The organism is Shigella sp. FC1661 (assembly GCF_001712525.1).
GTDB classification, from domain to species: Bacteria; Pseudomonadota; Gammaproteobacteria; order Enterobacterales; family Enterobacteriaceae; genus Escherichia; species Escherichia coli.
Window position 1 is genome coordinate 1 of the sequence record NZ_MDGW01000299.1, and the last position, 22,171, is coordinate 22,171.

Annotated in this window: 17 protein-coding genes, 1 tRNA gene, 1 other RNA gene and 1 pseudogene; 11 read left to right on the forward strand and 9 right to left on the reverse strand. The window is 50.6% G+C overall.

All coding sequences use genetic code 11. From position 1 onward, the window contains the following. Positions 1-305 precede the first annotated feature (305 nt). Positions 306-1,406 carry a sodium-potassium/proton antiporter ChaA gene (chaA, locus tag BFF42_RS16160; RefSeq protein ID WP_001295620.1) on the reverse strand — a complete coding sequence of 367 codons (1,101 nt, stop codon included), beginning with the start codon at positions 1,404-1,406 and terminating at the stop codon, positions 306-308. A 269-nt stretch (positions 1,407-1,675) separates the two neighbouring features. On the opposite strand from chaA, the gene chaB reads away from it, so the two are divergent. Further along, positions 1,676-1,906, forward strand: a complete 231-nt coding sequence (gene chaB / locus BFF42_RS16165) for a putative cation transport regulator ChaB (RefSeq protein WP_001146442.1) — start codon at positions 1,676-1,678, stop codon at positions 1,904-1,906. A gap of 157 nt (positions 1,907-2,063) precedes the next feature. Continuing rightward, positions 2,064-2,759 (forward strand): glutathione-specific gamma-glutamylcyclotransferase, encoded by a 696-nt coding sequence (chaC, locus tag BFF42_RS16170; RefSeq protein WP_001297117.1) that lies wholly within the window; start codon positions 2,064-2,066, stop codon positions 2,757-2,759. Between the two features lie 43 nt (positions 2,760-2,802). Here chaC and ychN read toward each other — a convergent pair whose 3' ends face one another. Continuing rightward, the gene (ychN, locus tag BFF42_RS16175; RefSeq protein WP_001169669.1) at positions 2,803-3,156 is read right to left on the reverse strand and encodes a DsrE/F sulfur relay family protein YchN; all 354 of its coding nucleotides are present in this window, start codon (positions 3,154-3,156) and stop codon (positions 2,803-2,805) included. A gap of 183 nt (positions 3,157-3,339) precedes the next feature. Between ychN and ychO the strand changes: the two genes are divergently transcribed. Further along, positions 3,340-4,734: an inverse autotransporter invasin YchO gene (gene ychO, locus BFF42_RS16180; RefSeq protein ID WP_039059257.1), complete on the forward strand. Its 1,395-nt coding sequence runs from the start codon at positions 3,340-3,342 to the stop codon at positions 4,732-4,734. On the opposite strand, the gene narL is transcribed toward ychO, so the two are convergent. Both narL and narX read right to left on the reverse strand, forming a co-directional pair. Then, entirely contained in the window at positions 4,735-5,385 is a 651-nt protein-coding gene (gene narL / locus BFF42_RS16185; RefSeq protein WP_000070493.1) for a two-component system response regulator NarL, read from the reverse strand. Then, positions 5,378-7,174, reverse strand: coding sequence for a nitrate/nitrite two-component system sensor histidine kinase NarX (gene narX, locus BFF42_RS16190; protein WP_000918033.1), 1,797 nt, complete (start codon positions 7,172-7,174; stop codon positions 5,378-5,380). Before narX ends, narL begins: the two co-directional genes overlap by 8 nt. Positions 7,175-7,512: 338 nt before the next feature. Here narX and narK point away from each other — a divergent pair, with 338 nt between their 5' ends. The 5 genes from narK (at position 7,513) to narI (ending at position 16,082) form a co-directional block, all read left to right on the forward strand. Beyond that, entirely contained in the window at positions 7,513-8,904 is a 1,392-nt protein-coding gene (gene narK, locus BFF42_RS16195; RefSeq protein WP_000019827.1) for a nitrate transporter NarK, read from the forward strand. A 515-nt stretch (positions 8,905-9,419) separates the two neighbouring features. Beyond that, positions 9,420-13,142 carry a nitrate reductase subunit alpha gene (locus BFF42_RS16200; protein ID WP_000032927.1) on the forward strand — a complete coding sequence of 1,241 codons (3,723 nt, stop codon included), beginning with the start codon at positions 9,420-9,422 and terminating at the stop codon, positions 13,140-13,142. Between the two features lie 17 nt (positions 13,143-13,159). Further along, a complete protein-coding gene (gene narH, locus BFF42_RS16205; RefSeq protein ID WP_000702666.1) occupies positions 13,160-14,698 on the forward strand; it encodes a nitrate reductase subunit beta in 1,539 nt (512 codons plus the stop codon). Next, on the forward strand, positions 14,695-15,405 hold the full coding sequence (gene narJ, locus BFF42_RS16210; protein WP_000571699.1) for a nitrate reductase molybdenum cofactor assembly chaperone: 711 nt from the start codon (positions 14,695-14,697) through the stop codon (positions 15,403-15,405). The genes narH and narJ overlap by 4 nt, the downstream gene beginning before the upstream one ends. After that, positions 15,405-16,082, forward strand: a complete 678-nt coding sequence (gene narI / locus BFF42_RS16215) for a respiratory nitrate reductase subunit gamma (protein WP_001160110.1) — start codon at positions 15,405-15,407, stop codon at positions 16,080-16,082. The genes narJ and narI overlap by 1 nt, the downstream gene beginning before the upstream one ends. 183 nt (positions 16,083-16,265) lie before the next feature. On the opposite strand, the gene BFF42_RS16220 is transcribed toward narI, so the two are convergent. The 4 genes from BFF42_RS16220 to BFF42_RS16235 form a co-directional block, all read right to left on the reverse strand. Further along, positions 16,266-16,395: non-coding RNA, RtT sRNA (locus BFF42_RS16220), on the reverse strand. A 47-nt stretch (positions 16,396-16,442) separates the two neighbouring features. Further along, a tRNA-Tyr gene (locus BFF42_RS16225) sits at positions 16,443-16,527 on the reverse strand. Between the two features lie 159 nt (positions 16,528-16,686). Further along, on the reverse strand, positions 16,687-17,529 hold the full coding sequence (gene purU / locus BFF42_RS16230; protein ID WP_000555845.1) for a formyltetrahydrofolate deformylase: 843 nt from the start codon (positions 17,527-17,529) through the stop codon (positions 16,687-16,689). 49 nt (positions 17,530-17,578) lie between these two features. Further along, positions 17,579-18,037 carry a YchJ family protein gene (locus tag BFF42_RS16235; RefSeq protein WP_001307143.1) on the reverse strand — a complete coding sequence of 153 codons (459 nt, stop codon included), beginning with the start codon at positions 18,035-18,037 and terminating at the stop codon, positions 17,579-17,581. A gap of 112 nt (positions 18,038-18,149) precedes the next feature. On the opposite strand from BFF42_RS16235, the gene rssA reads away from it, so the two are divergent. From rssA to galU, 3 genes and pseudogenes are all read left to right on the forward strand, one after another. Next, a complete protein-coding gene (gene rssA, locus BFF42_RS16240) occupies positions 18,150-19,055 on the forward strand; it encodes a patatin-like phospholipase RssA (RefSeq protein WP_005024994.1) in 906 nt (301 codons plus the stop codon). Positions 19,056-19,146: 91 nt separating this feature from the next. Continuing rightward, a complete protein-coding gene (gene rssB / locus BFF42_RS16245) occupies positions 19,147-20,160 on the forward strand; it encodes a two-component system response regulator RssB (protein WP_000193454.1) in 1,014 nt (337 codons plus the stop codon). A gap of 201 nt (positions 20,161-20,361) precedes the next feature. Beyond that, positions 20,362-21,269 (forward strand): annotated as a pseudogene (gene galU, locus BFF42_RS16250) (UTP--glucose-1-phosphate uridylyltransferase GalU). Between the two features lie 143 nt (positions 21,270-21,412). Here galU and hns read toward each other — a convergent pair. Beyond that, positions 21,413-21,826, reverse strand: a complete 414-nt coding sequence (hns, locus tag BFF42_RS16255) for a histone-like nucleoid-structuring protein H-NS (protein WP_001287378.1) — start codon at positions 21,824-21,826, stop codon at positions 21,413-21,415. Positions 21,827-22,171 lie beyond the last annotated feature (345 nt).

Below are 22,171 nucleotides of genomic sequence, written 5' to 3' on the forward strand. Positions count from 1 at the left end.
TGCGGGGGTTTTCTCTTTCCAGCAACCAATGCCACCAGGGATAAAGCCCCCGCAACATTGCGCCTCACCGGATAATTCCGGCTTGGTGTGGATACTACGTCTCAATTCATCTTCACTTCATCCCTGAAATGTTTGCAATAAAGAGTACATTCCGGCTTTTCAACAGCTGTTGCAGTGGTTTCGTGCAGGTTGTGGTACAGGCTCGCAATTCTGATTAACGAGCTGTCTAGGTAGTATGAAGAAATACAATAAGCAGGAATTTATCTTATCTCCCCCGATTTCCGTCATCGGAGGAGATATAACTGTCAGGCAAATATCGTCATCAAATAGGCGGCAAACAGTGCCAGATGCGCTGCGCCATTGAGCACGTTAGTACGTCCGGTGGAGAAGGAGATATGGCACAGCACTAAAGAGGCCACCATCACCACCATTTCTGGCGCACCAAGTGCAAACTGTAATTCGTTACCCGTCATAAAGGCAATTAGCGTGACGACAGGTACGGTAAGCGAAATGGTTGCTAACACTGAACCAAAGAACAGATTCATCGCGCGCTGGACCTGGTTGTTCAACACTGCTTTTAACGCACCTAAACCTTCCGGCGACAGAATCAACAGAGCCACCAGGAAGCCAGTAAAGGCGACAGGGGCATTCATGCTGTCGAGCAATGTCTCCAGCGGGCTGGCATTCATTTTGGTGACTGCAATAACGGCAATCAGATGGATAATCAACCAGATAGCATGCCACACGCTGCTATGGGCAGACGGTTTACCGTGATGCGGGTCGTCGTCATCACTGTCATCTTCGTGCTCGTAGACAAACAAACTTTGATGCGTTTTGGTCTGGATCAGCAAAAATACGCCATACATTGCCGCAGAAATTAATGCTACCAGTAACGCCTGACCGGTTGAAAAATTCGCCGCAGGCAGAGCCATTGGAAATACCAGTACGATTATCGCCAGGGGGAACAGCGCAATTAAATACTGCTTGATACCAAACAGATTCATATATTGGGTGGCAAACTTACGACCGCCCAACAATAATGAAAAGCCAACCAGCCCACCGGTAACAATCATAATGATTGAATAGAGCGTATCACGCATTAGCGTTGGCGCGGCGTCGCCGGTTGCCATTAAAGCTGAAATCAAACTGACTTCAAGAATAACCACTGAAAGGCTAAGAATAAGCGAACCGTAAGGTTCTCCCAGGCGATGGGCTAATACGTCCGCATGACGGACAACACTAAAGGCGCTACTTAAAATACCAATAAGCGCAAGAAGATTGATGGCAATGACCACTGGTAGTGTCTGGCTGCTTCCCCACAGGAACAGCACTACCAGCGCCAGAACCGGGAAAATAAGCGAAGTCTCCTTGTGGCGGGTTTTTACCGCCTCTTGAGCATTTGACATTATGGTTATCCCTTTGCAGATGAATTTATCGAAAATGTAAAAAATAGGTAGGAAAAATAACAGAAAGTGTCTGGATATCGGTAACATTTTACGAATTTTTACCCCGCTATCGATTTTTTACTCATTGGGACATAAAAATAAGTATTACGTTTAGACAATGTTTGTTTTAGCGTTTCTTAAGAACAGTCTGACATGAAAATTCTTATGTTTTGGCAAGAGTAGATATTGTTGACCACACTTAATGTTCAACTTTGTAAAAGGAGTCAACGATGCCGTATAAAACGAAAAGCGATCTGCCGGAAAGCGTAAAGCACGTTCTACCGTCTCATGCCCAGGATATCTATAAAGAAGCGTTCAACAGCGCATGGGATCAATATAAAGATAAAGACGATCGGCGTGATGACGCCAGCCGCGAAGAAACCGCGCATAAAGTGGCCTGGGCTGCTGTGAAGCATGAATATGCCAAAGGGGATGATGATAAATGGCATAAAAAATCGTAAAACCGGTAGCTTAGTTAAAGCTATTCGTGCGGTGTTGCCTTGCAAGTGGTCCGTGGATTGCATATTGTCCCGTTAGTGGTTTCAAAATGAGCAGTAAAAATGTCCGGAAGACACCAAAAAGTTGTCGCAGGGAAGTATGCAGTGGCGGAGGTGTAAGGTGATAACGCGTGATTTCTTGATGAATGCCGATTGTAAAACGGCATTTGGTGCCATTGAAGAATCACTCTTATGGTCAGCAGAGCAACGAGCGGCTTCGCTGGCGGCGACGCTGGCTTGTCGACCTGATGAGGGACCGGTGTGGATCTTCGGTTATGGATCGTTGATGTGGAATCCGGCACTGGAGTTTACCGAGTCGTGCACCGGTACACTGGTTGGATGGCATCGCGCGTTTTGCCTGCGCCTGACCGCCGGGCGCGGGACTGCGCACCAGCCGGGACGGATGCTTGCACTGAAAGAGGGCGGACGCACTACAGGCGTCGCCTATCGACTGCCAGAAGAGACGCTGGAGCAGGAACTAACCCTGTTGTGGAAGCGCGAGATGATTACCGGCTGTTATCTGCCAACCTGGTGTCAGCTTGATCTTGATGATGGATGCACAGTAAACGCCATTGTGTTTATTATGGACCCGCGACATCCAGAATATGAATCTGACACTCGCGCTCAGGTCATCGCGCCGTTGATTGCGGCGGCGAGCGGTCCGCTGGGAACCAACGCACAATACCTGTTTTCACTGGAACAGGAGCTTATCAAACTGGGAATGCAGGACGATGGGCTGAATGATTTGCTGGTATCGGTAAAAAAACTGCTGGCGGAGAATTATCCGGATGGTGTGTTACGGCCGGGATTCGCCTGAGTAAACTTCCCGCATAGTGGGGCGTCAGACGCCCCCTCAAACATTAAAATGTGAGCACTTTATCGGCTGACAGCGTCCATTGCGCCAGTTCCACAAGAGTACCGATTTCCACCCCATCAATCAGAGGAAGTGTACTAATCCCGCGCCCGTCGGTACAGGTTTTGCACAATTTCACCGGTACATTCTGAGCGGTAAGGATCTCCAGCATTTGCTGAATGTTGTAGCCTTCCCCTGGTTTTTGCCCGCGCAACCCGGCTGTGACCGCATCAGACATGAGGAACAGACGCAGATCCAGATTGCTCTCCTGCTCTCGTAACGCAATGGCCAGCCGCAAGCTGTTAAACAAGGATTCGCTCCCGTAAGGTGCGCCATTGGCAACGATCACGATTTTTTGCATTATTTACTCCTGTATTCAGGGAATTAGACACTCATCTTCTATCTTACTGCTTCAGCAGCGTCTGACCAATCGGTCACATTTTTAAGGATTTTCCTGAAAGCGCGAGAAAATACGACAAAAGTTGCCAGTAATCGTTATTCTTTAAGGCTATGGTTTTCATTATTACCGGAAGTTACCGACGTTTTGAGCCGTTTCGTTCCTCGCATTATCCCGTTTTATTTACTCTTGCTTGTAGCAGGCGGTACAGCTAACGCACAATCTACCTTCGAGCAAAAAGCGGCAAATCCCTTTGATAATAACAATGATGGTCTGCCGGATTTAGGCATGGCTCCCGAAAATCATGATGGGGAAAAACACTTTGCTGAAATTGTGAAAGATTTCGGCGAAACCAGTATGAATGATAACGGGCTGGATACTGGCGAGCAGGCAAAAGCTTTCGCATTGGGAAAAGTCCGCGACGCGCTTAGTCAACAGGTTAATCAGCACGTAGAGTCCTGGCTATCACCGTGGGGAAATGCCAGTGTTGACGTCAAAGTGGATAACGAAGGACATTTCACCGGCAGTCGTGGAAGCTGGTTTGTGCCGTTACAAGATAATGATCGTTATCTCACCTGGAGCCAGCTTGGTCTTACTCAGCAGGATAATGGGTTGGTGAGCAATGTGGGCGTTGGGCAACGCTGGGCGCGCGGCAACTGGCTGGTGGGTTATAACACTTTTTATGACAACTTGCTGGACGAAAATCTTCAGCGAGCGGGCTTTGGTGCCGAAGCGTGGGGCGAATATTTGCGATTATTGGCAAACTTTTATCAGCCGTTTGCTGCATGGCATGAACAGACAGCCACGCAGGAACAACGGATGGCGCGCGGGTACGACCTGACAGCTCGGATGCGCATGCCGTTCTATCAACACCTCAATACCAGTGTCAGCCTAGAACAGTATTTTGGTGATCGTGTTGATTTGTTTAACTCTGGTACGGGTTATCACAATCCCGTCGCGTTGAGTCTGGGATTAAATTACACCCCTGTGCCATTAGTCACTGTGACGGCCCAGCATAAACAGGGTGAAAGTGGCGAGAATCAAAATAACCTCGGGCTGAATCTTAATTACCGCTTTGGTGTACCGCTCAAAAAACAACTTTCTGCGGGCGAGGTTGCCGAAAGTCAGTCGTTACGTGGTAGTCGCTATGACAATCCGCAGCGAAATAATCTACCGACTCTTGAGTACCGACAGCGAAAAACGTTAACGGTGTTTCTGGCGACACCGCCGTGGGATCTAAAACCTGGCGAAACAGTGCCGCTGAAATTACAAATCCGCAGTCGTTACGGTATTCGGCAACTGATTTGGCAGGGCGATACGCAGATATTAAGTTTGACGCCGGGCGCACAAGCCAACAGCGCGGAGGGCTGGACGCTGATCATGCCTGACTGGCAGAACGGGGAAGGGGCAAGCAATCACTGGCGATTGTCGGTGGTGGTGGAAGATAACCAGGGGCAGCGTGTCTCCTCCAATGAGATCACGCTAACGCTTGTCGAACCGTTCGATGCATTGTCAAACGACGAACTGCGCTGGGAACCGTAATCAGAAAATGCGCTCCTGATGCACCCATACCGCTGCTTCCACGCGAGACTTGAGTTTCATTTTCTTCAGCATGTGCTTGACGTGCACTTTTACTGTGCTTTCGGTGATATCCAGGCGGCGGGCAATCATCTTGTTCGGCAAACCCTGGGCAATCAGCTTGAGAATATCGCGCTCGCGTGGGGTTAACTGGTTAACATCGCGCTCAGTAGTGGTACGGTTAGCGCGCAAGCTGGCGGCCAGAACAGGCGTTAATGCTTCGCTTAATACCATTTCGCCAGCAGCTGCCTGATGCAATGCTTTCAGCAGATCTTCCGGTTCCATATCTTTTAACAGATAACCATCCGCGCCGCGTTTCAGTGCGGTGACCACATCTTCTTCATGGTTAGAGACGCTGAATACCACAATGCGCCCTGAGAGGGACTTTTCGCGCAGTTTATCCAGCGTTTCCAGACCGTTCATGCCGGGCATATTGAGATCTAACAGGATCAGATCGGGATCAAGAGACTCCGCCAGTTCAATACCCTGTTCGCCATTACTCGCTTCGCCAACCACGGTGATATCTGGTGCCATACTGATAAGCTGTTTTACGCCAGTTCGCAGCATCGGGTGATCGTCGATCAGCAGGATAGTAGCCGGTTCCTGATTACTCATGGGTATCTCCTTGGACGTCTGTGAAAGTTTTTTCGGGAATAAAGGTGACCACCACTTCGGTGCCACCTGATTCACGACGGCGGACGCGGCAATCGCCTCGTAAACTTTGCGCACGGTCGCGCATTATTATCATGCCGTAGTGATTGCTGCGGATGGCATTTTCAGGCACGCCGCAGCCGTTATCTTGGACGGTCAGTTTGACCTGATTATCGTTTTGCGCCACCGTCACCACGACCTCACTCGCTTGCGAATGTTTGAGGGCGTTACTTAATGCCTCACGGGCAATTTGCAACAAGTGGATTGCCTGATGTGAAGGCACCAGACGAGGCGGCAATTGATAATCCAGCTTCACCGGGAAGCCAAATTTGGCGCTGTACTCTTCGCAACTCGCCTCCAGCGCCGGACGTAATCCAGGCTCGGTGAGCTGCAAGCGGAATGTGGTGAGCAATTCACGCAACTGCGCCCAGGATGCATTCAGTTCGTTACGGATCTGACTTAACAGTTCGCGGCTGCTTGCTGGCAGCGCATCGCCCTGCATCTGTAAACAACTCACCTGCATCTTCATGCAAGAGAGAGATTGGGCAATAGAATCATGCAGTTCGCGCGCAATGGTGGCACGCTCTTCCATCACGATCAACTGTTGCTGACGTTCCTGATGGCGATCCAGCGCCAGCGTGGCGGTGAGTTGTTCAACCAGGGTATCCACCAGTTGTTGTTGATCATGGCTAAGATGACGCCCCTGCGGCAGGGTCGCCAGCAAAATACCGTACTGCGTATGAGAGTCAGCCAGTCGCCACTTCAGGGTTGTGCCGCGATCACCAACGGGTAATACGCCGCGCGGGCAGAGCTGGCAGCCTTTATCATCACAAGTCATATCTGGCTGGCAGGTAAACTCCTGATGATTCTCTTCATCATCAGTGTCATACACCCGCAGTTCGATATCACGTAGCAGGGTTAAATTCTGTAAGCCGTTGAGTACAGGTGACAGGCGTTCACACAGCGGGGCGCGGGAATGCAAACGGCGGTTAGCCTGCCATAAAAAAGAGAGGATCTGATTTTTATGCTCCAGCCCGGCGGTTTTCTCCTGAACCCGCTGCTCAAGTACGGCATAACTTTCGGCCAGTTCTGCAGACATATTGTTCAATGCAGTTCCAAGCATCGCCATTTCGTTGCGCCCGCTGATGTTCGCGCGTTGGGTAAAATCGCGATGACTGACGGCACTCGCCATTGCCAGCAGTTGCCGCCACGGTTGTAGCAGTCGCGCCCGCAACCAGATAATAGTGAACACCAGTAAAAGTGCCATAAATACCGCCATTACCCGATGGACCAGTACCACTGTCTCAATGCGCATTTCCGTGGTGCGGTCAAAACCAGATACCAGCTGATCAAGCCCGGCAACAAACTGGCTGACATCCGCTGACACCGTTTCGCGGTTTTGTGCACGCATCAGTGCAGGGATCAGTTCATTACGCCAGTAATCTTGTAAACCCTGTAATTGCGCCAGTTGTTCGTCTCGTTCTGCTGCTCGAGTTAACTCGGCGCTAAATGCCGTTTGTTCCATCTCTTTAATTAAGGGCTTGTCTTTCTCACTTAATGGCACTGCCGCCAACAGACGGTAACTTTGCATGCGCAGCGATCCCGCTTTGTTGATCGCATGGGCGCTGCCCTGAACGCCTTGCACCAGCCAGCCAGAAACCGCCATCCCTGCCAGTCCAATAGCAGTAGAAAGCAACACAATAAGCGCAACCTGATTAACCAGGGTGAGCGGAGAGAGACAACGTTTAAGCATGTAAACCTCTTCCTTCAGGCTTTAAATGAGCAATAACCTTAATGAATGTGATGATACATTCTGGAATGGCAGTATTCTCGGCTATTGGCTGAAGTATACCCATACCCGGAAAGAGTTACTCCTTATTTGCCGTGTGGTTAGTCGCTTTACATCGGTAAGGGTAGGGATTTTACAGCACCGTGAAAAATCTCATAATTTTTATGAAATCACTGTACTCACTATGGGTAATGATAAATATCAATGATAGATAAAGTTATCTTATCGTTTGATTTACATCAAATTGCCTTTAGCTACAGACACTAAGGTGGCAGACATCGAAACGAGTATCAGAGGTGTCTATGAGTCACTCATCCGCCCCCGAAAGGGCTACTGGAGCTGTCATTACAGATTGGCGACCGGAAGATCCTGCGTTCTGGCAACAACGCGGTCAACGTATTGCCAGCCGTAACCTGTGGATTTCCGTTCCCTGTCTGCTGCTGGCGTTTTGCGTATGGATGTTGTTCAGCGCTGTTGCGGTGAACTTACCGAAAGTCGGTTTTAATTTTACGACCGATCAGCTATTTATGTTGACTGCGCTGCCTTCGGTTTCTGGCGCGTTATTACGTGTTCCATACTCCTTTATGGTTCCTATCTTCGGTGGTCGTCGCTGGACGGCGTTCAGCACCGGTATTCTGATTATTCCTTGCGTCTGGCTGGGTTTTGCCGTGCAGGATACCTCCACGCCTTATAGCGTCTTCATCATCATCTCTCTGCTATGCGGCTTTGCTGGCGCGAACTTCGCATCCAGTATGGCAAACATCAGCTTCTTCTTTCCGAAACAGAAGCAGGGTGGCGCGCTGGGTCTGAATGGTGGTCTGGGAAACATGGGCGTCAGCGTCATGCAGTTGGTTGCTCCGCTGGTGGTATCACTGTCGATTTTCGCAGTATTTGGTAGCCAGGGCGTCAAACAGCCGGATGGGACTGAGCTGTATCTGGCGAATGCGTCCTGGATATGGGTGCCGTTCCTTGCCATCTTCACCATTGCGGCGTGGTTTGGCATGAACGATCTTGCTACCTCGAAAGCCTCCATCAAGGAGCAGTTGCCGGTACTCAAACGGGGTCATCTGTGGATTATGAGCCTGCTGTATCTGGCAACCTTCGGCTCCTTCATCGGCTTCTCCGCGGGCTTTGCAATGCTGTCAAAAACGCAGTTCCCGGATGTTCAGATTCTGCAATACGCTTTCTTCGGGCCGTTTATTGGTGCGCTGGCGCGTTCTGCAGGTGGTGCATTATCTGACCGTCTGGGCGGAACTCGTGTCACGCTGGTGAACTTTATTCTGATGGCGATTTTCAGCGGCCTGCTGTTCCTGACCTTACCGACTGACGGGCAGGGCGGAAGCTTCATGGCGTTCTTCGCGGTCTTCCTGGCGCTGTTCCTGACAGCTGGGCTGGGTAGTGGTTCCACTTTCCAGATGATTTCAGTGATCTTCCGTAAACTGACAATGGATCGCGTGAAAGCAGAAGGGGGTTCTGACGAACGTGCGATGCGTGAAGCGGCAACCGACACGGCGGCGGCGCTGGGTTTCATCTCTGCGATTGGCGCGATTGGTGGCTTCTTTATCCCGAAAGCGTTTGGTAGCTCGCTGGCATTAACGGGTTCGCCAGTCGGCGCAATGAAGGTATTTTTGATTTTCTATATCGCCTGCGTAGTGATTACCTGGGCGGTATATGGTCGGCATTCTAAAAAATAAACCGTTACTCGTCATACTTCGGGTTACATGTGCTGCGGCTGCGTTCATTCACCCCAGTCACTTACTTTAGTAAGCTCCTGGGATTCATTCACTTGCCGCCTTCCTGTAAACCGAATTATATAGAGTAAAATATTTGATTATCCTTTGCGCGGCATGATGTCGCGCTTTTTTTAAGCGTTATTTAGTTACAACATACTAATGTTATATGGTTTATTTCGCCGGATTTCATTAAGAGCCATTAATATGTTACCCATGGGGAATACTCCTTAATACCCATCTGCATAAAAATCTTAATAGTTTAAATAACTACAGGTATAAAACGTCTTAATTTACAGTCTGTTATGTGGTGGCTGTTAATTATCCTAAAGGGGTATCTTAGGAATTTACTTTATTTTTCATCCCCATCACTCTTGATCGTTATCAATTCCCACGCTGTTTCAGAGCGTTACCTTGCCCTTAAACATTAGCAATGTCGATTTATCAGAGGGCCGACAGGCTCCCACAGGAGAAAACCGATGAGTAAATTCCTGGACCGGTTTCGCTACTTCAAACAGAAGGGTGAAACCTTTGCCGATGGGCATGGCCAGCTTCTCAATACCAACCGTGACTGGGAGGATGGATATCGCCAGCGTTGGCAGCATGACAAAATCGTCCGCTCTACCCACGGGGTAAACTGCACCGGCTCCTGCAGCTGGAAAATCTACGTCAAAAACGGTCTGGTCACCTGGGAAACCCAGCAGACTGACTATCCGCGTACCCGTCCGGATCTGCCAAACCATGAACCTCGCGGCTGCCCGCGCGGTGCCAGCTACTCCTGGTATCTTTACAGTGCCAACCGCCTGAAATACCCGATGATGCGCAAACGCCTGATGAAAATGTGGCGTGAAGCGAAGGCGCTGCATAGCGATCCGGTTGAGGCATGGGCTTCTATCATTGAAGACGCCGATAAAGCGAAAAGCTTTAAGCAGGCGCGTGGACGCGGTGGATTTGTTCGTTCTTCCTGGCAGGAGGTGAACGAACTGATCGCCGCATCTAACGTTTACACCATCAAAAACTACGGCCCGGACCGTGTTGCTGGTTTCTCGCCAATTCCGGCAATGTCGATGGTTTCTTACGCATCGGGTGCACGCTATCTCTCGCTGATTGGCGGTACTTGCTTAAGCTTCTACGACTGGTACTGCGACCTGCCTCCTGCGTCTCCGCAAACCTGGGGCGAGCAAACTGACGTACCGGAATCTGCTGACTGGTATAACTCCAGCTACATCATCGCCTGGGGTTCAAACGTGCCGCAGACGCGTACCCCGGATGCTCACTTCTTTACTGAAGTGCGTTACAAAGGCACCAAAACTGTTGCCGTCACACCAGACTACGCTGAAATCGCCAAACTGTGCGATCTGTGGCTGGCACCGAAACAGGGCACCGATGCGGCAATGGCGCTGGCGATGGGCCACGTAATGCTGCGTGAATTCCACCTCGACAACCCAAGCCAGTATTTCACCGACTATGTGCGTCGCTACACCGACATGCCGATGCTGGTGATGCTGGAAGAACGCGACGGTTACTACGCTGCAGGTCGTATGCTGCGCGCTGCTGATCTGGTTGATGCGCTGGGCCAGGAAAACAATCCGGAATGGAAAACTGTCGCCTTTAATACCAATGGCGAAATGGTTGCGCCGAACGGTTCTATTGGCTTCCGCTGGGGCGAGAAGGGCAAATGGAATCTTGAGCAGCGCGACGGCAAAACTGGCGAAGAAACCGAGCTGCAACTGAGCCTGCTGGGTAGCCAAGATGAGATCGCTGAGGTAGGCTTCCCGTACTTTGGTGGCGACGGCACGGAACACTTCAACAAAGTGGAACTGGAAAACGTGCTGCTGCACAAACTGCCGGTGAAACGCCTGCAACTGGCTGATGGCAGCACCGCCCTGGTGACCACCGTTTATGATCTGACGCTGGCAAACTACGGTCTGGAACGTGGCCTGAACGACGTTAACTGTGCAACCAGCTATGACGATGTGAAAGCTTATACCCCGGCCTGGGCCGAGCAGATTACCGGCGTTTCTCGCAGCCAGATTATTCGCATCGCCCGTGAATTTGCCGATAACGCTGATAAAACGCACGGTCGTTCGATGATTATCGTTGGTGCGGGGCTGAACCACTGGTATCACCTCGATATGAACTATCGTGGTCTGATCAACATGCTGATTTTCTGCGGCTGTGTCGGTCAGAGCGGGGGCGGCTGGGCGCACTATGTAGGTCAGGAAAAACTGCGTCCGCAAACCGGCTGGCAGCCGCTGGCGTTTGCCCTTGACTGGCAGCGTCCGGCGCGTCACATGAACAGCACTTCTTATTTCTATAACCACTCCAGCCAGTGGCGTTATGAAACCGTCACGGCGGAAGAGTTGCTGTCACCGATGGCGGACAAATCCCGCTATACCGGACACTTGATCGACTTTAACGTCCGTGCGGAACGCATGGGCTGGCTGCCGTCTGCACCGCAGTTAGGCACTAACCCGCTGACTATCGCTGGCGAAGCGGAAAAAGCCGGGATGAATCCGGTGGACTATACGGTGAAATCCCTGAAAGAGGGTTCCATCCGTTTTGCGGCAGAACAACCAGAAAACGGTAAAAACCACCCGCGCAACCTGTTCATCTGGCGTTCTAACCTGCTCGGTTCTTCCGGTAAAGGTCATGAGTTTATGCTCAAGTACCTGCTGGGGACGGAGCACGGTATCCAGGGTAAAGATCTGGGGCAACAGGGCGGCGTGAAGCCGGAAGAAGTGGACTGGCAGGACAATGGTCTGGAAGGCAAGCTGGATCTGGTGGTTACGCTGGACTTCCGTCTGTCGAGCACCTGTCTCTATTCCGACATCATTTTGCCGACGGCGACCTGGTACGAAAAAGACGACATGAATACTTCGGATATGCATCCGTTTATTCACCCGCTGTCTGCGGCGGTCGATCCGGCCTGGGAAGCGAAAAGCGACTGGGAAATCTACAAAGCCATCGCGAAGAAATTCTCCGAAGTGTGCGTCGGCCATCTGGGTAAAGAAACCGACATCGTCACGCTGCCTATCCAGCATGACTCTGCCGCTGAACTGGCGCAGCCGCTGGATGTGAAAGACTGGAAAAAAGGCGAGTGCGACCTGATCCCAGGTAAAACCGCGCCACACATTATGGTCGTAGAGCGCGCTTATCCGGCGACTTACGAACGCTTTACCTCTATCGGCCCGCTGATGGAGAAAATCGGTAATGGCGGTAAAGGGATTGCCTGGAACACCCAGAGCGAGATGGATCTGCTGCGTAAGCTCAACTACACCAAAGCGGAAGGTCCGGCGAAAGGCCAGCCGATACTGAACACCGCAATTGATGCGGCAGAGATGATCCTGACACTGGCACCGGAAACCAACGGTCAGGTAGCCGTGAAAGCCTGGGCTGCCCTGAGCGAATTTACCGGTCGTGACCATACGCATCTGGCGCTGAATAAAGAAGACGAGAAGATCCGCTTCCGCGATATTCAGGCACAGCCGCGCAAAATTATCTCCAGCCCGACCTGGTCTGGTCTGGAAGATGAACACGTTTCTTACAACGCCGGTTACACCAACGTTCACGAGCTGATCCCATGGCGTACGCTCTCTGGTCGTCAGCAACTGTATCAGGATCACCAGTGGATGCGTGATTTCGGTGAAAGCCTGCTGGTTTATCGTCCGCCGATCGACACCCGTTCGGTGAAAGAAGTGATAGGCCAGAAATCCAACGGCAACCCGGAAAAAGCGCTCAACTTCCTGACGCCGCACCAGAAGTGGGGGATCCACTCCACCTACAGCGACAACCAGTTGATGCTGACCTTAGGTCGCGGTGGCCCGGTGGTCTGGCTGAGCGAAGCCGATGCCAAAGAGCTGGGCATTGCCGATAACGACTGGATTGAAGTTTACAACAGCAACGGTGCGCTGACTGCCCGTGCGGTTGTCAGCCAGCGTGTTCCGGCAGGGATGACCATGATGTACCACGCGCAGGAACGTATCGTTAACCTGCCGGGTTCGGAAATTACTGGCCAGCGTGGGGGGATCCACAACTCGGTCACCCGTATCACGCCGAAACCGACGCATATGATTGGTGGCTATGCCCATCTGGCATACGGCTTTAACTACTACGGCACCGTAGGTTCTAACCGCGATGAGTTTGTTGTAGTGCGTAAGATGAAGAACATTGACTGGTTAGATGGCGAAGGCAATGACTAGGTACAGGAGAGCGTAAAATGAAAATTCGTTCACAAGTCGGCATGGTGCTGAATCTCGATAAGTGCATCGGCTGCCACACCTGTTCAGTTACCTGTAAAAACGTCTGGACCAGCCGTGAAGGCGTGGAGTACGCGTGGTTCAACAACGTGGAAACCAAGCCGGGTCAGGGCTTCCCGACTGACTGGGAAAACCAGGAAAAATACAAAGGCGGCTGGATCCGTAAAATCAACGGCAAACTGCAGCCGCGCATGGGTAACCGTGCCATGTTGCTGGGTAAAATCTTCGCTAACCCGCATCTGCCGGGGATCGACGATTATTACGAGCCGTTCGATTTTGACTATCAGAACCTGCATACCGCGCCGGAAGGCAGCAAATCGCAGCCGATTGCCCGTCCCCGTTCGCTGATTACCGGGGAACGGATGGCGAAAATCGAAAAAGGGCCGAACTGGGAAGATGACCTGGGTGGTGAGTTTGACAAACTGGCGAAAGACAAGAACTTCGACAACATCCAGAAGGCGATGTATAGCCAGTTCGAAAACACCTTTATGATGTATTTGCCGCGCCTGTGCGAACACTGCCTGAACCCGGCATGTGTGGCGACCTGCCCGAGCGGTGCGATTTACAAGCGTGAAGAAGATGGCATCGTCCTGATCGACCAGGATAAATGCCGTGGCTGGCGTATGTGCATCACCGGATGCCCGTACAAAAAAATCTACTTCAACTGGAAGAGCGGTAAGTCTGAGAAGTGCATCTTCTGCTATCCGCGTATTGAAGCGGGTCAGCCGACCGTGTGCTCAGAAACCTGTGTCGGTCGTATCCGTTATCTTGGCGTGCTGCTGTACGATGCCGACGCGATTGAACGTGCAGCCAGCACCGAGAACGAGAAAGATCTTTACCAGCGTCAGCTGGAGGTGTTCCTCGATCCGAACGATCCGAAAGTCATCGAGCAGGCGATTAAAGACGGTATTCCGCTGAGCGTTATTGAAGCCGCACAGCAGTCGCCGGTTTATAAAATGGCAATGGAATGGAAACTGGCGCTGCCGCTGCATCCAGAATATCGCACACTGCCGATGGTCTGGTACGTGCCGCCTCTGTCTCCGATTCAGTCTGCAGTAGACGCGGGTGAGCTGGGTAGCAACGGCATTCTGCCAGACGTCGAAAGCTTGCGTATTCCGGTACAGTATCTGGCGAATCTGCTGACCGCCGGTGATACCAAACCGGTACTGCGCGCACTGAAACGTATGCTGGCGATGCGTCATTACAAACGTGCTGAAACCGTTGACGGTAAAGTTGATACCCGTGCGCTGGAAGAGGTCGGTCTGACCGAAGCCCAGGCACAGGAGATGTACCGTTATCTGGCGATTGCTAACTACGAAGATCGCTTTGTGGTGCCGAGTAGTCATCGTGAACTGGCACGGGAAGCCTTCCCGGAGAAAAATGGCTGCGGCTTTACCTTTGGTGATGGCTGCCACGGCTCAGATACCAAATTCAATCTGTTCAACAGCCGTCGTATCGATGCCATCGATGTGACCAGCAAAACGGAGCCGCATCCATGATCGAACTCGTGATTGTATCGCGTCTCCTTGAATATCCGGATGCTGCCTTATGGCAGCATCAACAAGAGATGTTTGAGGCGATTGCTGCGTCGAAAAATCTGTCGAAAGAAGATGCCCATGCGCTGGGCATTTTCCTGCGCGATTTAACGGCGATGGATCCGCTCGATGCCCAGGCCCAGTACAGCGAACTGTTCGACCGTGGCCGCGCCACGTCACTGTTGCTATTTGAACATGTTCACGGTGAATCCCGTGACCGCGGCCAGGCGATGGTGGACCTGCTGGCGCAGTACGAGCAGCACGGCTTGCAGTTAAACAGCCGCGAATTACCGGACCATCTGCCGCTGTATCTGGAGTACCTGTCGCAGCTGCCGCAAAGCGAAGCCGTGGAAGGTTTGAAAGATATCGCGCCGATTCTGGCATTGCTGAGCGCGCGTCTGCAACAGCGTGAAAGCCGTTATGCCGTGATGTTTGATCTGCTGCTGAAATTGGCCAATACCGCTATCGACAGCGACAAAGTGGCGGAAAAAATTGCCGACGAAGCGCGCGATGATACGCCGCAGGCGCTGGATGCTGTCTGGGAAGAAGAGCAGGTTAAATTCTTTGCTGACAAAGGCTGCGGTGATTCAGCAATCACTGCTCATCAGCGTCGCTTTGCCGGTGCCGTCGCGCCGCAATATCTGAATATCACCACCGGAGGACAGCACTAATGCAATTCCTGAATATGTTCTTCTTTGATATCTACCCGTACATAGCCGGGGCGGTCTTCCTGATTGGTAGCTGGCTGCGTTATGACTACGGGCAGTACACCTGGCGCGCGGCGTCCAGCCAGATGCTGGATCGCAAAGGGATGAACCTGGCGTCGAACCTGTTCCATATCGGTATTCTGGGGATTTTTGTTGGTCACTTCTTCGGTATGCTGACGCCGCACTGGATGTATGAAGCCTGGCTGCCGATTGAAGTGAAACAGAAAATGGCGATGTTTGCTGGTGGTGCCAGCGGCGTGCTGTGTCTGATTGGCGGCGTGCTGTTGCTGAAGCGTCGTCTGTTCAGCCCACGCGTGCGTGCAACCACTACCGGAGCGGATATCCTGATCCTGTCGCTGCTCGTTATCCAGTGCGCGCTGGGCCTGTTGACCATTCCGTTCTCCGCTCAGCATATGGACGGTAGCGAGATGATGAAACTGGTTGGCTGGGCGCAGTCGGTGGTGACCTTCCACGGTGGCGCTTCTCAACACCTCGATGGTGTGGCGTTTATCTTCCGTCTGCACCTGGTGCTGGGGATGACGTTATTCCTGCTGTTCCCGTTCTCGCGTCTGGTACACATCTGGAGCGTACCGGTGGAGTATCTGACACGTAAGTACCAGCTGGTGCGCGCTCGTCACTAAACGAATTTTAGTTCACATAGACCCTGCTTCGGCGGGGTTTTTTTATGGGCACGGTGCGGGGTGAGTTGTCGGATGCGCTTCGCTTATCCGACCTACAGGGGAGGATATTGTAGGCCCGGTAAACGTGGTGCCATCGGGCAAAATTAGCTCGGAGTAACAGGTTTTGATTATTCAAGGAAGCGATGGTGGTGGGGGAAGGATTACTCAGCGCTGCGCGCTTCGCCCTTCGGGTCGTTGCCTGCGGCAACGCTCTCTCGCTGGCGCTCAAGTCGAACCTTGGTCAGCTTCTCATCCTTCCCCGCTTGGGCAGAATATTTAATTGCGGATTCGTTTGAGAGTTTACGGACTTTTGAAAAGTGATGGTGGTGGGGGAAGGATTCGAACCTTCGAAGTCGATGACGGCAGATTTACAGTCTGCTCCCTTTGGCCGCTCGGGAACCCCACCACGGGGTAATGCTTTTTACTGGCCTGCTCCCTTATCGGGAAGCGGGGCGCATCATATCAAATGACGCGCCGCTGTAAAGTGTTACGTTGAGAAAAATGAACTGGTTGCGTAATTTTCATCCGTAACGGATTAAAGGTAACCAGTTATTTTTGCTGGCGATTAAAGAATAATCGTCCGATTACCGTAAACAAAGACGCGCTGTGCCAGTACTTTGTATAGCGCACGACTTAAGACGTTTTTCTCGACGTCACGACCTGCGCGCATCATATCTTCAGCTGTGTAGGTATGATCGACATGAATAACGTCCTGCATGATGATTGGGCCTTCGTCCAGATTGTCATTCACATAGTGAGCGGTTGCGCCAATAATCTTCACACCACGTTCATAGGCCTGGTGATAAGGACGTGCGCCGATAAACGCAGGCAGGAATGAATGGTGAATATTGATGATTTTATTCGGGAAGCGTGCCACAAATTCCGGCGTTAATACCCGCATATACTTCGCCAGCACCACATAGTCAGGTTTATAAGCATCAATGGCGTCTGCCATCTTTTGATCGTGCTCGTTGCGGCTTAACCCTTCATGGTTTACCAGCTCAAACGGAATATCAAAACGCTCAACCAGAGAACGTAAAGTATCGTGGTTACCAATAACTGCCGCGATTTCGACATCCAGGCCGCCGTAATTGGCTTTCATCAACAAATCGCCAAGGCAATGCGCTTCTTTAGTGACCAGAATCACTATCCGGCGACGACCGGCAGGATTCAGCTCACGCACGGAGCCTTCTGGCAATGCGCTATCGAGATCCGCCAGCAGGGTGGAATCATTAAAAATCCCTTCCAGTTCCGTGCGCATAAAAAAGCGCCCGGTACGGTGATCAACAAATTCATTGTTCTGTACGATATTTAACTCGTGCTTGTAGCAAATATTGGTAATACGTGCGATCAGACCTTTTTGGTCCGGACAAATAGTACGCAGAACTTTACGTTGGAGTGAATGCATTGCTGGAAAAACCTTGTTGAGAGTGTTTGCTAAACCGTACCGTCAACCATTATTGGCCGCAGCACTTTTTAAATTTTTTACCTGAACCACAAGGGCAGGGATCGTTGCGACCAAACTGCGGACGTGTACCGTCAATATAGTACCATTGACCGTTTTCTTTCAAAAATCGCGAACGTTCAATTATTGCACCTGTTTTGCCACCTTCGGTAAATCGAGCAACAAAACTGACAAATCCGATATTGTCGGCGTCCTGCCAACAATGTTCAAATACGGTCAATCCCAACCATTCAGTATGCGCAAATCCGGCCATCAATTCGGCACGTAACGCCGCTGCTCCACAAGAGGGATGCCAGGTCTTTATTAAATAATCTGCGTCTTGCATCACAAAAGCGCAGTAACGCGAACGCATGAGATGTTCTGGATCAGGTGCAACCTTTTCACCAGACACATAAGGGTGGCAACATAGGCTATACTCGACAGCACTACCACAGGGACAAAGCTGAGACACAAATAATCTCCCTGGAAACAATAACGGCGTATTAACCGCCTGAGTTGCACTATGTTAACCGAGCAGTAGCGATGTGGCTACGATTGCATTCCAGGGGAATCTTGCGGGAATAATGAGAAAGATAAAAATAGGGCTGGCGCTGGGATCTGGCGCGGCGAGAGGTTGGTCGCATATTGGCGTTATTAATGCGCTAAAAAAAGTGGGTATTGAAATTGATATCGTTGCAGGATGTTCAATTGGTTCGCTGGTGGGCGCTGCCTATGCATGCGATCGATTATCTGCGCTGGAAGATTGGGTGACCTCTTTCAGTTATTGGGATGTTTTACGCCTGATGGATCTCTCCTGGCAGCGCGGTGGGTTACTGCGCGGCGAGCGTGTCTTCAATCAATACCGCGAAATAATGCCGGAAACAGAGATCGAAAATTGTTCCCGTCGCTTTGCGGCTGTTGCCACCAATTTAAGTACGGGACGTGAATTATGGTTTACTGAAGGCGATCTCCATCTTGCTATTCGCGCATCATGCAGTATTCCAGGACTCATGGCACCTGTTGCACATAACGGCTACTGGCTGGTTGATGGAGCAGTAGTTAACCCAATTCCTATTTCCCTCACGCGTGCATTGGGGGCTGATATTGTGATAGCGGTCGACCTGCAGCACGATGCTCATTTGATGCAACAAGATTTGCTCTCCTTTAATGTCAGTGAAGAAAATAGCGAGAATGGTGAATCTTTGCCGTGGCATGCGCGTCTGAAAGAAAGGTTAGGCAGTATAACAACACGTCGGGCGGTGACAGCGCCAACGGCAACAGAGATTATGACCACTTCTATCCAGGTGCTGGAGAACCGCCTTAAAAGGAACCGCATGGCAGGTGATCCGCCCGATATTCTGATTCAACCTGTTTGCCCGCAAATATCTACGCTTGATTTCCATCGCGCGCACGCTGCCATTGCGGCCGGACAGCTGGCAGTGGAAAGGAAAATGGACGAACTTTTGCCGTTGGTACGCACCAACATTTGACCAGAATTTTTATCTACACTTAAGTTAATTCTGACAGGCGCAGGTGGCAATAGCATGCCACTATTGAGTAAAGCCAGTCAGGGGAGAGAACATGACGCAGCCATTGGTCGGAAAACAGATTCTCATTGTTGAAGATGAGCAGGTATTTCGCTCGCTTCTGGATTCATGGTTTTCCTCATTGGGAGCGACAACGGTACTGGCGGCTGATGGGGTGGATGCCCTTGAGTTGCTGGGAGGTTTCACTCCAGACCTGATGATATGTGATATCGCGATGCCACGAATGAACGGGCTTAAACTGCTGGAGCATATACGTAACAGAGGCGACCAGACCCCAGTTCTGGTGATATCTGCCACTGAAAATATGGCAGATATTGCCAAAGCGTTACGTCTGGGCGTTGAAGATGTTTTGCTGAAACCAGTTAAAGATCTGAATCGCTTGCGCGAGATGGTTTTTGCCTGTCTCTATCCCAGCATGTTTAATTCGCGCGTTGAGGAAGAGGAAAGGCTTTTTCGCGATTGGGATGCAACGGTTGATAACCCTGCCGCAGCGGCGAAATTATTACAGGAACTACAACCGCCGGTTCAGCAGGTGATTTCCCATTGCCGGGTTAATTATCGTCAATTGGTTGCCGCGGACAAACCCGGCCTGGTGCTTGATATTGCCGCACTTTCGGAAAACGATCTGGCATTTTATTGCCTTGATGTCACCCGAGCTGGACATAATGGCGTACTTGCTGCCTTGTTATTACGCGCATTGTTTAACGGATTATTACAGGAACAGCTTGCACACCAAAATCAACGGTTGCCAGAGCTGGGCGCGTTATTGAAGCAGGTAAACCATTTACTCCGTCAGGCCAATCTGCCGGGGCAGTTTCCGCTATTAGTTGGCTATTATCATCGCGAACTGAAAAATCTCATTCTGGTTTCTGCGGGTCTGAATGCGACGTTAAATACCGGCGAACACCAGGTGCAAATCAGTAATGGTGTTCCGTTAGGCACTTTAGGTAACGCTTATTTGAATCAATTGAGCCAGCGATGCGATGCCTGGCAATGCCAAATATGGGGAACTGGTGGTCGACTGCGCTTGATGTTGTCTGCAGAATGAGCAAACGATAACGCGGACTAAATTTGCATTACCTGCTAATGTCGGCTGGTGGTACTATCGTCGCCATTCGTATAAGTAATTGTCTTAATTATGCTAACTCGCCTCCTTTTCAGAACTTAGCCCCTTCGGGGTGCTGATATACTGGGATGCGATACAGAAATATGAACACGTTCAAAACACGAACAGTCCAGGAGAATTTAAATGGCTGCCATTAATACGAAAGTCAAAAAAGCCGTTATCCCCGTTGCGGGATTAGGAACCAGGATGTTGCCGGCGACGAAAGCCATCCCGAAAGAGATGCTGCCACTTGTCGATAAGCCATTAATTCAATACGTCGTGAATGAATGTATTGCGGCTGGCATTACTGAAATTGTGCTGGTTACGCACTCATCTAAAAACTCGATTGAAAACCACTTTGATACCAGTTTTGAACTGGAAGCAATGCTGGAAAAACGTGTAAAACGTCAACTGCTTGATGAAGTGCAGTCTATTTGTCCGCCGCACGTGACTATTATGCAAGTTCGTCAGGGGCTGGCGAAAGGCCTGGGACACGCGGTATTGTGTGCTCACCCGGTAGTGGGTGATGAACCGGTAGCTGTTATTTGCCTGATGTTATTCTGGATGAATATGAATCCGATTTGTCACAGGATAACCTAGCAGAGATGATCCGCCGCTTTGATGAAACGGGTCATAGCCAGATCATGGTTGAACAGGTTGCTGATGTGACCGCATATGGCGTTGTGGATTGCAAAGGCGTTGAATTAGCGCCGGGTGAAAGTGTACCGATGGTTGGTGTGGTAGAAAAACCGAAAGCGGATGTTGCGCCGTCTAATCTCGCTATTGTGGGTCGTTACGTACTTAGCGCGGATATTTGGCCGTTGCTGGCAAAAACCCCTCCGGGAGCTGGTGATGAAATTCAGCTCACCGACGCAATTGATATGCTGATCGAAAAAGAAACGGTGGAAGCCTATCATATGAAAGGGAAGAGCCATGACTGCGGTAATAAATTAGGTTACATGCAGGCCTTCGTTGAATACGGTATTCGTCATAACACCCTTGGCACGGAATTTAAAGCCTGGCTTGAAGAAGAGATGGGCATTAAGAAGTAACATCCATATCGGTGTTATCCACGAAACGGCGTTGAACAATCGACGCCGTTTTTTTATAGCTTATTCTTATTAAATTGTCTTAAACCGGACAATAAAAAATCCCGCCGATGGCGGGATTTTAAGCAATTGCAATCTACAAAAGATTATTGCTTGATCAGGAAATCGTCGAGGGATTTACCTTGCTCATCCATTGCTTTTTTGATTACAGCTGGAGTTCGGCCCTGGCCAGTCCAGGTTTTAGTTTCGCCGTTTTCGTCAACATAGCTATATTTTGCCGGACGCTGAGCACGTTTAGCTTTGGTGCCGGATTTAACGGCAGCAAGGCTATTCAGCAGTTCGTTCGGGTCAATACCGTCAGCGATCAGCATTTCGCGATATTGCTGCAGTTTACGAGTGCGCTCTTCAACTTCAGCAGCAGCCGCGCTTTCTTCTTCGCGACGTTCGTTAACAACAACTTCTAATTTTTCCAGCATTTCTTCCAGCGTTTCAAGTGTACATTCTCTTGCCTGCGCACGAAGAGTACGGATGTTGTTCAGAATTTTAAGTGCTTCGCTCATTGTAGTAATCTCAAACTTATATTGGGGTGGTTTGTTGAGGTAATAATAGAGCCTTAAATTCAGTTGTGCAATAGCCAGGAATGTAAGGAATTCAAAATTGTTCTTTATTTTGTGCCGCCAATAAATATCTTTTCATAAAATTAGCCAGAAAAGACGCGGCATATAGCCCTATTTACACCGATGATTTCGCAGCACGTGAGGTTAAAACTTCCTGATTCATGTCACATTTTATGGGGAGATTATCGTAGGCTGACGACCTTTCAGTCTTCTGTATTAGTTGTGTTTACGAGAATTCCCTATTAAGCGAATGATGAAAAGTAGAACAGTCGCAATAAGAGCATGGAC

Bases quoted from the DNA above. Each gene is read 5' to 3' on its own strand.
- chaA (WP_001295620.1), bottom strand. From the start codon at position 1,406: ATGTCAAATGCTCAAGAGGCGGTAAAAACCCGCCACAAGGAGACTTCG.
- chaB (WP_001146442.1), top strand. From the start codon at position 1,676: ATGCCGTATAAAACGAAAAGCGATCTGCCGGAAAGCGTAAAGCACGTT.
- ychN (WP_001169669.1), bottom strand. From the start codon at position 3,156: ATGCAAAAAATCGTGATCGTTGCCAATGGCGCACCTTACGGGAGCGAA.
- narL (WP_000070493.1), bottom strand. From the start codon at position 5,385: ATGAGTAATCAGGAACCGGCTACTATCCTGCTGATCGACGATCACCCG.
- narX (WP_000918033.1), bottom strand. From the start codon at position 7,174: ATGCTTAAACGTTGTCTCTCTCCGCTCACCCTGGTTAATCAGGTTGCG.
- narK (WP_000019827.1), top strand. From the start codon at position 7,513: ATGAGTCACTCATCCGCCCCCGAAAGGGCTACTGGAGCTGTCATTACA.
- BFF42_RS16200 (WP_000032927.1), top strand. From the start codon at position 9,420: ATGAGTAAATTCCTGGACCGGTTTCGCTACTTCAAACAGAAGGGTGAA.
- narH (WP_000702666.1), top strand. From the start codon at position 13,160: ATGAAAATTCGTTCACAAGTCGGCATGGTGCTGAATCTCGATAAGTGC.
- narJ (WP_000571699.1), top strand. From the start codon at position 14,695: ATGATCGAACTCGTGATTGTATCGCGTCTCCTTGAATATCCGGATGCT.
- narI (WP_001160110.1), top strand. From the start codon at position 15,405: ATGCAATTCCTGAATATGTTCTTCTTTGATATCTACCCGTACATAGCC.
- purU (WP_000555845.1), bottom strand. From the start codon at position 17,529: ATGCATTCACTCCAACGTAAAGTTCTGCGTACTATTTGTCCGGACCAA.
- rssA (WP_005024994.1), top strand. From the start codon at position 18,150: ATGAGAAAGATAAAAATAGGGCTGGCGCTGGGATCTGGCGCGGCGAGA.
- rssB (WP_000193454.1), top strand. From the start codon at position 19,147: ATGACGCAGCCATTGGTCGGAAAACAGATTCTCATTGTTGAAGATGAG.
- hns (WP_001287378.1), bottom strand. From the start codon at position 21,826: ATGAGCGAAGCACTTAAAATTCTGAACAACATCCGTACTCTTCGTGCG.